Genomic DNA, 12236 nt, shown 5'->3' with positions numbered 1-12236 from the left:
TCGACCGCGTCGTGTGCCTGTCCACCGACAAGGCGGCATACCCCATCAACGCCATGGGCAAGTCCAAGGCCATGATGGAGTCCATCATCTACGCCAACGCCCGAAACGGCGCCGGCCGCACCACCATCTGCTGCACCCGCTACGGCAACGTCATGTGCTCGCGCGGCAGCGTCATCCCGCTGTTCATCGACCGCATCCGAAAAGGGGAGCCGCTCACGGTCACCGACCCCAACATGACCCGCTTCCTCATGAACCTGGACGAGGCGGTCGACCTGGTGCAGTTCGCCTTCGAGCACGCCAACCCCGGCGACCTGTTCATCCAGAAGGCGCCTGCCTCCACCATCGGCGACCTCGCCGAGGCGGTCCAGGAGGTCTTCGGCCGCGTGGGCACCCAGGTGATCGGCACCCGCCACGGCGAGAAGCTCTTCGAGACCCTCATGACCCGCGAGGAGCGCCTGCGCGCCGAGGACATGGGTGGCTACTACCGCGTGGCATGCGACTCGCGCGACCTGAACTACGACAAGTTCGTCGTGGACGGTGAGGTGGAGACCCAGGCCGACGAGTCCTACACCTCCCACAACACCGAGAGGCTCGACGTTGAGGGCACCATCGCCAAGATCAAGACCGCCGAGTACGTGCAGCTGGCGCTCGAGGGCCGCGAGCACGAGGCGGTGCAGTAGGGTGCGCGTCCTCGTCACCGGCGCCAGGGGCTTCGTCGGGAAGAACCTCTGCTGCGCGCTGAAAAACATCCGCGACGGCAAGGACCGCCGCGCCAAATACCGAGCCCTGCTGCCGCTCGAGGTCATGGAGTATGACGTCGACTCGACGACCGAGGAGCTGGACGGCTACTGCTCCCGCGCCGACTTCGTCTTCAACCTGGCCGGCGTCAACCGCCCCGAGGACCAGGCGGAGTTCATGGAGGGCAACTTCGGGTTCGCCTCCACGCTGCTTGATGCCCTCGAGCGCCACGGGAACACGTGCCCCGTCATGCTCTCCAGCTCCGCGCAGGCGAGCCTTTCCGGCCGTTTTGAGGGCTCGGTCTACGGCGAGTCGAAACTGGCGGGGGAGGGCCTGTTCCGCGATTATTCCGAGCGCACGGGCGCCCCGGTGCTCATCTACCGCTTTCCCAACCTCTACGGCAAGTGGTGCCGCCCGCGTTACAACTCCGCCGTGGCCACCTTCTGCGACGCCATCGCCAACGGCCGCCCCTACACCGTGAACGACCCCTCGGTGGAGCTGGAGCTCCTCTACATCGACGACCTCGTCGACGAGATGCTGGGCGCCCTGCTGGGGGAGGAGCACCGCTGCGGATACGAGGGGCTCGAGCGCGTCGACGGAGATGATTTCTGCTACGTCCCCGGGACCGACGTGAAAACCCTGGGCGAGATTGTCTACCTGCTGGGCAGCTTCCGCGACAGCCGCGAGACGCTTTCGGTGCCGGACCTTTCCGAGGGATCCTTCTCCAAGAAGCTCTGGAGCACGTTCCTGTCCCACTACGAGCCGGGGCACTTCGCCTACTCCCTGAAGCCCAACACCGACGAGCGCGGCTCGTTCACCGAGTTCCTGCGCACGCCGGAGCGCGGCCAGGTCTCCATCAACGTCTCGAAGCCCGGCATCACCAAGGGCAACCACTGGCACATGAGCAAATGGGAGAGGTTCCTGGTGGTCTCCGGTACCGCGTCGATCAGGCTGAGGAGGGTGGGGGAGGACGCCGAGGGCAAGCCCTTCCCCGTCGACGAGTATGTCGTCTCTGGTCCCGACATGCGCGTGGTCGAGATGATCCCCGGCTACACGCACTCCATCACCAACATGTCCGACACCGAGGACCTCGTGACGGTCATGTGGGCCAACGAGCCCTTCGACCCCGAGGACCCCGACACCTACTACGAGGAGGTCTAGCCGCATGGGCAAGGACTATTCCGATATCCGCTTCGGGGACGACGGCCGCCTGAAGCTGCTGATCATCGTGGGCACCCGCCCCGAGGTCATCCGCCTGTCCGAGGTCATCAAGAAGTGCCGCCGCCACTTCGACTGCCTGCTGGCTCACACCGGGCAGAACTACGACTACACGCTCAACGGCATCTTCTTCCGCGACCTGTCGCTGGACGACCCCGACGTCTACCTGGACGCTGTGGGCGCCGACCTGGGCGAGACGGTGGGCAATATCATCGCCGCGAGCTATAAGCTGATGGTGCAGGTCCAGCCCGATGCGCTGCTGATCCTGGGCGACACCAACAGCTGCCTGTCCGCCATCGCGGCCAAGCGCCTGCACATCCCCATCTTCCATATGGAGGCCGGCAACCGCTGCAAGGACGAGTGCCTGCCCGAGGAGACCAACCGCCGCATCGTCGACGTGATCTCCGACGTCAACCTGGCCTACTCCGAGCACGCCCGCCGCTACCTCAGGGACACCGGCTGCGCCCCGAGCGCACCTACGTCACCGGATCGCCCATGGCGGAGGTCCTGCGCGCCAACCTGGGCAAGATCGAGGCCTCGGACGTCCTCTCCGAGCTCGGCCTGGAGCCCAAGCGCTACATGCTGCTCTCGGCGCACCGCGAGGAGAACATCGACACCGAGGCCAACTTCACGAGCTTGTTCACCGCCATCAACGCGCTGGCCGAGAAATACGACATGCCGATCCTGTACTCCTGCCACCCGCGCTCCCGCAAGCGCCTGGAGGCGACGGGCTTTCAGCTCGACCCGCGCGTGCGCATGCACGAGCCCATGGGCTTCCACGACTACAACTGCCTGCAGATGAACGCCTTCGCCGTGGTCTCCGACTCCGGCACCCTGCCCGAGGAGTCCAGCTTCTTCGCGAGCGTCGGGCGCCCGTTCCCGGCGGTGTGCATCCGCACCTCCACCGAGCGCCCCGAGGCGCTGGACAAGGCCTGCTTCACGCTCGCCGGCATCAGCGAGCGCGGCCTGCTGCAGGCCGTCCACACCGCCGTCGAGCTCGACGCGGAGGGGTCGCTTCCCGAGGCCCCCGTTCCCGACTACGCCGATGAGACCGTGTCCACCAAGGTGGTCAAGATCATCCAGAGCTACACCGGCGTCGTGGACAAGATGGTGTGGAGGAAATCTTAGCCATGGGCGCTGGGTACAGATTGCTTGATGGTATCTCGCGAGCTTATAACAAATTGCTCTTGCTTCCTGCCCTACGACGCTCCTTTGCATCATGCGGTAAAAACGTAACCATCGGTCGTCGTAGCGAAATTCAGGGGATTGAAAATATTTACATGGGACATGATGTATATATTGGCCCAGGAGCAACGTTTCTGACGACCCGTGCGAAGATTCATATCGGCAATTACGTCATGAGCGGCCCTCATCTCACAATTATTACTGGAGACCATCGTACAGATGTTCTCGACCGACCCATGATGACGCTTGATGAGTCGGACAAGCTTCCAGAGAATGACCAAGATGTCGTCATCGGCAATGATGTATGGATTGGCAGCGGCGTAACGATTCTTAAGGGCGTTAGGATTGCCGACCATTGTGTGATTGCTGCCGGTGCGGTAGTGACAAAAGACGTTGGCCCGGAGTTTTCAATCTGGGGGGGGCTTCCAGCTCGCCGTCTAAGCTTTCGGTAAGAGGAAATCAATGACTAAAGGTTATCCGCACGTCCATGCAAAGGTGTTGATGGTCGGACCCGATCTCTCTCTTCACGGCGGAATTGTCTCAGTCGTGAAAGGTTATCTAGACGCAGGTCTCCCTGAGGCATGCGATGCCTTTGAGTACCTAGGGACGGGCATCGGTTCCTCAACGCTCGGTAAATCCGTCGCATTTTCCCGAGCGTTGATTCGCTATGCGATGATCATGCCATCCTATGACATCATTCATTTACACATTAGCGCCCGTGGCTCCTACAAACGTAAGTCAATTATGGCTCGTATGGCCCACAAAGCAGGCAAGTACGTAATACTCCACGATCACGATGGCGAGTTTAAGAAGGCTTTCGAAGAGGGCGGAGATCCCTACCGTCGTGATGTAAGAAAGACCTTTAGTATCGCCGACCGAGTTGTGGTTCTGTCGGAAGAGTGGCGCGACTACTTTTCAAAAAACGTTTGCGACCTGGAGAAGATTGACGTTGTTCATAACGGTGTCAAAGTTCCAGACCAGCCGTGCTCACCTTGTTCGCGTCAAGACGTCCTTTTTTTAGGACGTCTTGACGCGAACAAGAGCCCTGACGTGCTCTTGCGCGCGTCAAGAGAAATCCTGTCGCGTTTTCCCGGCACCAAGGTCGTATTTGGCGGAGACGGAGAGGTCGAAAAGAATAAATCTCTTGCGGCAGAGCTCGGTATTGCCGACCGCTGCGAATTCCACGGCTGGGTCGCGGGCGCAGAACGCGAAGAGCTCTTTGAGCGTGCCGCGGTGTACTGCCTCCCCTCCAAAAACGAGGGGCTCCCCATGAGCGTTCTTGAAGCCATGGCTAGAGGAATTCCAACTGTTGCCACTCCCGTTGGCGGAATTCCTCAAGTAATTAATGATGGTGTTGATGGGGTTCTGATTCCGGTTGATAACCATCAAGCTCTGGCCGTTGCATTGAGTCATCTTCTCGAATTAAGCGAGCTTAGAAAAGAAATGGGAACTTTGGCCCGAAAAAAGATACTCAGCTCATTCGATATCAATCTACTCTTGAGCGAAATACTCGACATCTACTGCAATGCTACCAGCGGTAATTAGAGGATTAAATTGAATTCAAATAAGTTAACACATGAAGCTGGGCATATTGTTTTTGTTCACCCTTCCCTGATGGGTGGCGGGGCCGAGCGCGTCTCGCTTGCGCTCGCGTCGTACTTCGTTGCTCATGGTATTAGGTTTACCTATCTCCTGACTAAAAGTAACGTTGTTGAATACGATGTTCCCGAAGGAGTCGAGGTGCGTTCTGAGTTTGCAAGCGCTACGCTCAAGCCATTCGACCAAATTAAGCTTATACGACGTTTTATTTCCGAGTGGCCCAATGCTACGGTAATTTCCTTTTTACCTCATCAAAACATGTATACGCTTATCGCGACTATCGGACTTCCAAACAGGGCTATTGTTTCGGTGCGAAACGATCCGAGATATGATTTTCCTGGCAATAAGATCCTCCCATTCATTAGAAACATGTTGTATCGAAGGTCCGATGCAATTGTGTTTCAGACAAAAAGCCAGGCAAGTTTAATGCCGAGATACCTTCAGGCGAATTCAAAAATCATCTTAAATCCAATATCTAGCGAACTTCCTGAACCGTATTCTGGGCTTAGAAGAAAAGCAATCGTCACAGCAGGACGACTTGAACATCAAAAAAATCACTCGATGACAATCAGGTCATTTGCGCTGTTTCATAAAAAACACCCTGAATATATTCTTGAAATCTTTGGCAAGGGAAGCCTTCAATCAGAACTAGAAAACCTTGTTCAGAGCCTTGACATGGATGATTCAATTAAATTTATGGGCTTTTCTTCTGACGTTCTTATGCACATTAGAACTGCATCGGCTTTTGTAATGTCATCAAAGTTCGAGGGCCTATCTAATTCTATGCTTGAGTCCTTGTGTATGGGGGTTCCAACAATTTGCACCAAATGTGGCGGTGGTGGAGCAGAGGCAGTTATTCGGAATGGCGAGAACGGCATTTTGGTCGATATTGATGACGATCTTGCTGAGAGCGAAGCGTTTAACAGGATCGTCGAAGATCAATCATACTCGAATCGACTGTCTAATAATGCCCTGATGTTAAGGCAGTCTCTCTCTTTAGAAGCTATTGGCAATGAATGGGCGGATCTTATTTTTAACTAGATTTCCCCGGGAGCCTCCAATAAGGAAAACAACATTGCGCAAAAAAATGACACTGCATAATCAAAACAAAAGTATATCTGAGTTGCTATTAGGAATTGCAATAATATCTGGTCTAATGGTCCCCTTTGTTCGAGACCTGGGCGCCTCATACTCATTTGCAACAGATTGGGAGATTAACCGTTTTGCATTCAGCACCTCTAATGGGCGCTTTGCTTCATTATTTAATCTCATTCAGCAAATCTGCTTTTCCATTCTTTTGTTGCGCGCAATAAGTAAATCCCGAAAAGCAAATTGGCTCATCATATCTTGTTCATTTTTTGGACTAATAATTTATAGCTTATTCGCCATTGCCAATAACGAGGGCGATTTATCCAGTGTGCTCTTTGGAGATGTCCCAACCACAGTATTTGTAATTCCCTTGTTTTACCTATTGGCGGAGGAGCCAAGCATCAAGTTGCTTATAAAGAAATGGGTCCCTCTTCTTTCTCTGTTTTGCTTTATCGCTTCACTTATTTCAATTCTAAAATTTAAATCTCTTTGTGGCTTTGGATCTTATATTGGATGGTGTCCTGCGAGGGACTATTTTGCATTTGGCATCAGTTTATATTGGTCAACCGTGGTGCTTAAATCTAATGATGAACACGCGTATTTCATAACGATGGGTATAGGCATTCTAGCCTGCATCGCCGCATTAATGCTGGCAACCAGAAGTTGGTTAATTCAACCAATGTTAGTCATGCTTGTTGCAACTTTTATGGCTAAAGGAATTGACAAAGTTTTTAAACGAACAGTAATTGTAATTTTTGCAACTGGAACAGCACTTTTGGCGTTGTCGTTTATCTATCCTGAAGTTCTTGATTCGTTTTTAAACAGAATCGGAGAAGATACACGGTCTAACCAATATGAAATTTTCTATAGCCAGGTTGAACCGGCATCGCTTATATTCGGTAACGGTATTAGCGCTGGATATAGATATGGCACGAATTCAAATTATCTCTTTTTCGATAATCAAATAATTTATTTGATGTTTCATTTTGGCGTTTTAGCCGTTGTTCCGCTTATGTATGTCCTGTCGCGATGCTTATTTGGTTCTTCCAAAAATAGCCACTGCAAATTTGTTGCCCTCTTTTATCTCATGGCGATTCTAGGATTATCAACTTATTACTCTTACACAATTAATGTCGGGGTCGTTCTTCTATTTTCATCCTTTGGTTTTGCCCTAAACAACGTAGAACCAGAAAGATCTAAGCGTATGTGCAATGCGGATGGTGAAAAATAATGGCTTCGAACAAGGCTGCAACCAGTATGTTTTGGGCAATAGGTGAGAGATTTGCCACGCAAGGTGCCCTATTTGTAATTTCCCTAATTCTGGCGCGTTTGCTGTCCCCGAGTGATTACGGTACTCTTTCGCTGCTGCTTGTATTTACAAATTTGGCAGACGTGCTTGTCACAAATGGACTTGGCGAAGCGCTAATACAAAAGTCTGATATCAATCAAATTGACTACTCGACAATGTTGTCATGTTCAATTGCATTGTCGAGCATCTTATATGTATTGATATTTATTTCGGCTCCAAGCATTGCAGACTTCTATGGAAATGCAGATATGTGTCTTTACCTAAGGGTTCTGGCATTACGTCTTCCTCTTTCGGCACTGAATGCAATTCAAAAGGCCTATATTGCAAAGAACTTTTTATTTAGATTGCAATTTTCTGCATCGTTCCTCAGCTCCTTGATCTCAGGATTAGCAGCTATCGTAGTTGCAATGTTGGGTTTTGGTATTTATGCGCTAATCATTCAACAGATACTTACTGTTCTGATGACAACGGTACTAATGGCTTGGTTAACAAAATGGACGCCTAGACTAAAATTCGTGGTTGGTTCAGCAAGAGAGCTGTTGCCCCTTGGAATACAATTTACAAGTGCCAACCTTATTAATTCTGTTTATACAGAAGGTCGTTCTTTAGTCATCGGAAAATTCTATTCCTCCGCAGACTTGGCTTTCTTTAATCGTGGCAACCAATTCCCGGCTTTAATTGTAGGCAACTTAAACACTCCAATTAGCAATGTTATGTTACCTCTAATGGCTGAAAAGAAAGACAGCCAAAATGCGCTCAAATCAGTTCTTAGAAAAGCGATGCAGCTTTCTGCTTATCTCGTTTTCCCCATGATGGGAATTTTGGCTGCGTGTGCGCGTCCTCTGGTTCTTGTTCTTTTGGGTCAAAAATGGGCGGAATGCGTCCCGTATCTTCAAGTTGCGTGCTTGTTCTATCTATTTCAACCCCTTCAATCTATGAATTGGCAGGCACTTAAAGCAGCAGGTCAAGGCGCCCTTTGTTTTAAGCTTGAGGTCATTAAGAAGGCTATTTCGTTCATCGTTTTAATTATGTCGATTCCTTTTGGTGTATTTGCGATTTCCCTTTCAAGTGCCTTTTGCGGATTTGTCTCAATGTTAATTAACATGACCCCGAATAAAAAAGTGCTCGGCTATGGCATATTTGAGCAGCTTATTGACGTTCTTAAGCCGTCAATTGCCACATTGTTTTCCGTGGTGATCGCATTATTATTAATCCACATTTCAAACGGGAATCTTATTTCGTTAATCGTTGCCCCTCTCGGGTCCTTAGGGTGTTACATCGTGCTATCTAAGCTGATGAACATCGAAGGATTCAATTTGCTTATGGACAAATTGTCCCTTCGTCGGAATTAACCGTTATTTTCTAACGGCATTGATGAATCGATCAGAAATGAACTACAGAATGAATAAACAGGTTTTATATCTAGTTCAATCAATTCCGGGGGATAATGCTCCTACAAAACATGCTTTCGCAATTTCCGATTTGCTGGTTAAATGTGGCTTCAACGTCCATTTTGTTCTTGCTGGAATAATTGAGCCGTCATCCGACGCCATAAGCAGCAATTACGACTATCCCTTTGATTTTCCGTATGAGGTGAAATTCGGGCACCATCAAATAGCAATAAAGTATTACGAGCGGATCTCTTCTTCCTTCAGCTTTAAAGCCTTCACTCGATGTTTCGATCAAATACAGCCCGACTTGGTTATTTATTACGGGATACAACATAAGCTTGCAAAACGGGTTTTAGATCATTGCCATGATTTTAACGTTCCCGTAATCGTTGATGAGACCGATTGGTTTACTCCGAAATTTACAGGAGATTTAGCTGCTTGGCTTGTGGAGAAATCTCGTTCTAAACGGGTGGCTGAAGTGGATAGATTGCTAGATGGAGTTATCGCAATCTCGCCCTTTTTTAAAAAACATTTCGATTCACTCTACTCCTCTCAAGGATATCCAAAGGTTTTTTATTTGCCACCCTTAAATAGGGCCGGAGACTCACTTAGTGACCCTTGCTCTTTAGAAGGATTGAAGCGGAGAACTATAACCAAGTTTGTCTATGCAGGTTCACCCGCTGGGGGAAAAGACTCACTTACAGAGTTTATTTCGCTTATAAGTAATGACGCTATTCCTGCAATCACTCAACCAGTACTCGATGTAATTGGAATTGATTTAAACCAGGCAGTCAGTTTAATGGGAAACATTGCCAGATCTAATAAGGTTCATTTTCACGGCCGTGTTTCCCATGACAGCGTAATCAAAATGCTGCAAGAATCTGACTTTGGAATTCTATTTAGAACTCCTGATTTATATTCTCGCGCCGGATTTTCAACAAAATTCGCTGAGTGTATGTCAAACGGTGTTCCGATGTTATGCAACGCGGTCGGAGGAGCCGATCTTATTCTCGAGAATATGATTGACGGAATTGTTATTCCGGATTTAAGCAATCAAGCTCTTCTAGACGGAATCACAAGCGCATGCAATTTGACTGACCATGAGTTGACCAGCATGAAACGAGCTGCACTAGAAAAGGCTTTAGAACTTTTTGAGTCAGACAATTACATAGATTCATTTTCATCATTTCTCAAATCAGTACTTTCAATTCGCAACTAGTTATTTCGATCGTCCAAAGGAGCAATATGTCAAATAAAGTACTCGTCACCGGAGCAGCCGGCTTTATCGGCGCGTTCCTCGTCAAGAAGCTGCTCGAGGAGACCGATGACGTTATCGTCGGTCTCGACAACCTCAACAGCTACTACGACCCCGGTATCAAGGACGCCCGCCTGCGCATGCTGGCCGAGGCCGACGCAGACGGCCGCTTCACCTTCGTGCGCGGCGACCTGTGCGACGCCGCGCTCGTCGAGCGCCTGTTCGCGGAGAACGGCTTCGACGTCGTGGTGAACCTCGCGGCCCAGGCCGGTGTCCGCTACTCCATCGAGAACCCGCGCGCCTACCTCGAGAGCAACCTCGTCGGCTTCTTCAACATCCTTGAGGCATGCCGCCACCACCCGGTTAGGCACCTCGTCTACGCCAGCTCCAGCTCGGTCTACGGCGGCAACAAGAAGGTGCCGTTCTCCGAGGAGGACCGCGTGGACTCGCCAGTGTCGCTCTACGCCGCCACCAAGAAGTCCAACGAGCTCATGGCCGCTGCCTACTCAAAGCTCTACTCCATCCCGGCGACCGGCCTGCGCTTCTTCACCGTGTACGGCCCCATGGGCAGGCCCGACATGGCCTACTTCGGCTTCACTGAGAAGCTGCGCCGCGGCGACACCATCAAGATCTTCAACATGGGCGACTGCCGCCGCGACTTCACCTACGTCGCCGACATCGTCGAGGGCGTGAGACGCGTCATGGACGCCGCGCCCGAGGTGAAGATGGGCGAGGACGGTTTGCCGCTCGCCGCGCACCGCGTCTACAACATCGGCAACTCGCACCCCGAGAACCTACTCGACTTCGTCGACACGCTGCAGCGCGTGCTGGTGGAGGAGGGCGTGCTGCCGGCCGACTACGACTTCGAGGCCCACAAGCAGCTCGTGCCCATGCAGCCCGGCGACGTGCCCGTCACCTACGCCGACACCACGGCGCTCCAGCGCGACCTGGGCTACAAGCCCGCGACGCCGCTCGAGGACGGCCTGAGGGCCTTCGCCAAATGGTATAAGCGCTACTACAACATTTAGGAAATCATGGCCCTGTAACAGGGGCCATTTTTAATGCGAATTATTGTTCTTTGACAATTGGAGAATGACATGAAGATCGCTGTCGCCGGTACCGGCTACGTCGGCCTGTCCCTCGCCGTCCTGCTCTCGCAGCACAACGAGGTGCACGCGCTGGACATCGTGCCCGAGAAGGTCGAGAAGATCAACAGCTACGTATCGCCCATTCAGGACGACGAGATCGAGCGCTTCCTGGCGGAGGCCAAGGCGGGGGAGCGCGAGCTCGACCTGCACGCCACCGTCGACGTGGCGGAGGCCTATTCAGGTGCCGACTACGCCGTCATCGCCACGCCGACGAACTACGATTCCGATAAAAACTTCTTCGACACGAGCTCCGTCGAGGCCGCCATCGCCGCCGTGCGCTCGGTGAACCCGGACGCCTGGATCGTCATCAAGTCGACCATCCCCGTCGGCTACACCGCGGGCCTGCGCGAGAGGCTGGGCGACAGCAAGATCTTCTTCAGCCCCGAGTTCCTGCGCGAGAGCAAGGCGCTCTACGACAACCTGCACCCCAGCCGCATCGTGGTGGGCGCGCCGAAGGAGGACGCCGACGCCGTCGAGGCTGCTGAGAAGTTCGCCGGCCTGCTCGCACAGGGCGCCGACCCGGCGGAGCTCGATCGCGCGAACGCCGACGGCACCGTGGGCATCCCGGAACTCGTGCTGGGCACCACCGAGGCCGAGGCCGTCAAGCTCTTCGCCAACACCTACCTGGCGCTGCGCGTGGCCTACTTCAACGAGCTCGACACCTACTGCGAGGTCCGCGGCCTCAACGCCCGCGACGTCATCGACGGCGTGTGCCTGGAGCCTCGAATCGGATCGCACTACAACAACCCCAGCTTCGGCTACGGCGGCTACTGCCTGCCCAAGGACACCAAGCAGCTGCTGGCGAACTACAAGGACGTGCCCCAGAACCTGATCGAGGCCATCGTGGAAGCCAACCGCACCCGCAAGGACTTCGTGGCCGACGAGGTGCTGCAGATGGTGCGGGACCGCGTGTACGAGGGCAAGGAGAAGCCTGTCGTGGGCGTGTACCGCCTGACGATGAAGTCCAACTCCGACAACTTCCGCGCGAGCTCCATCCAGGGCGTCATGAAGCGCGTGAAGGCCAAGGGCGTGCCCGTGGTGGTCTACGAGCCCACGTTGGACGCTGAGGACTTCTTCGGCAGCGAGGTCACCCATGACCTTGAGACCTTCAAGCGTGAGTGCTCCATCATCGTGGCCAACCGCTGGAGCGACGAGCTCGCGGACGTGGCGGATAAGGTGTACACGCGCGATCTCTTCAAGCGCGACTAGCGAGCTTTCTCGGAGCGATAAGAGGCCCCCAGCCACCACGCGGTGAACTGCCTCCCATTTCTTGGACACAAGAAATGGGAGGCTTTTTTATGGCT

10 protein-coding genes and 1 pseudogene are annotated in these 12236 nt (G+C 53.0%); all 11 read left to right on the top strand.

Going from position 1 to position 12236, the window contains the following annotated elements; all coding sequences use genetic code 11:
* Nucleotides 1-680 (top strand): polysaccharide biosynthesis protein (locus DWY05_RS10065; protein WP_233511288.1); only part of this gene is annotated, 680 nt, incomplete at its 5' end.
* A gap of 1 nt (nt 681) precedes the next feature.
* The gene (locus tag DWY05_RS01740) at nt 682-1899 is read left to right on the top strand and encodes an NAD-dependent epimerase/dehydratase family protein (RefSeq protein WP_117837165.1); all 1218 of its coding nucleotides are present in this window, start codon (nt 682-684) and stop codon (nt 1897-1899) included.
* Between the two features lie 4 nt (nt 1900-1903).
* Nucleotides 1904-3084 (top strand): annotated as a pseudogene (wecB, locus tag DWY05_RS10245) (non-hydrolyzing UDP-N-acetylglucosamine 2-epimerase).
* 2 nt (nt 3085-3086) lie between these two features.
* Nucleotides 3087-3593 (top strand): DapH/DapD/GlmU-related protein, encoded by a 507-nt coding sequence (locus tag DWY05_RS10200; protein WP_117821448.1) that lies wholly within the window; start codon nt 3087-3089, stop codon nt 3591-3593.
* Nucleotides 3594-3603: 10 nt separating this feature from the next.
* Nucleotides 3604-4686 carry a glycosyltransferase family 4 protein gene (locus tag DWY05_RS01725; protein ID WP_117821449.1) on the top strand — a complete coding sequence of 361 codons (1083 nt, stop codon included), beginning with the start codon at nt 3604-3606 and terminating at the stop codon, nt 4684-4686.
* 9 nt (nt 4687-4695) lie between these two features.
* On the top strand, nt 4696-5781 hold the full coding sequence (locus DWY05_RS01720; protein WP_117821450.1) for a glycosyltransferase: 1086 nt from the start codon (nt 4696-4698) through the stop codon (nt 5779-5781).
* A 34-nt stretch (nt 5782-5815) separates the two neighbouring features.
* The gene (locus DWY05_RS09885) at nt 5816-7060 is read left to right on the top strand and encodes a hypothetical protein (RefSeq protein ID WP_147335219.1); all 1245 of its coding nucleotides are present in this window, start codon (nt 5816-5818) and stop codon (nt 7058-7060) included.
* Nucleotides 7060-8490 (top strand): lipopolysaccharide biosynthesis protein, encoded by a 1431-nt coding sequence (locus DWY05_RS01715; RefSeq protein WP_117821451.1) that lies wholly within the window; start codon nt 7060-7062, stop codon nt 8488-8490. The genes DWY05_RS09885 and DWY05_RS01715 overlap by 1 nt, the downstream gene beginning before the upstream one ends.
* 49 nt (nt 8491-8539) lie before the next feature.
* On the top strand, nt 8540-9748 hold the full coding sequence (locus DWY05_RS01710; RefSeq protein WP_158558732.1) for a glycosyltransferase: 1209 nt from the start codon (nt 8540-8542) through the stop codon (nt 9746-9748).
* 26 nt (nt 9749-9774) lie between these two features.
* Nucleotides 9775-10812, top strand: coding sequence for an NAD-dependent epimerase/dehydratase family protein (locus DWY05_RS01705; RefSeq protein WP_117821453.1), 1038 nt, complete (start codon nt 9775-9777; stop codon nt 10810-10812).
* A gap of 69 nt (nt 10813-10881) precedes the next feature.
* Complete coding sequence (locus tag DWY05_RS01700; RefSeq protein WP_117821454.1) at nt 10882-12141, top strand: nucleotide sugar dehydrogenase; 1260 nt, start codon at nt 10882-10884, stop codon at nt 12139-12141.
* The last annotated feature ends 95 nt before the right edge of the window (nt 12142-12236 follow it).

Origin of the sequence: Collinsella sp. AF23-4AC, from assembly GCF_003462685.1 — a bacterium.
In the GTDB taxonomy this organism is placed as follows: domain Bacteria; phylum Actinomycetota; class Coriobacteriia; order Coriobacteriales; family Coriobacteriaceae; genus Collinsella.
Note: the sequence above shows the minus strand (reverse complement) of the source record. Positions and strands in the feature narration are given on the sequence as shown.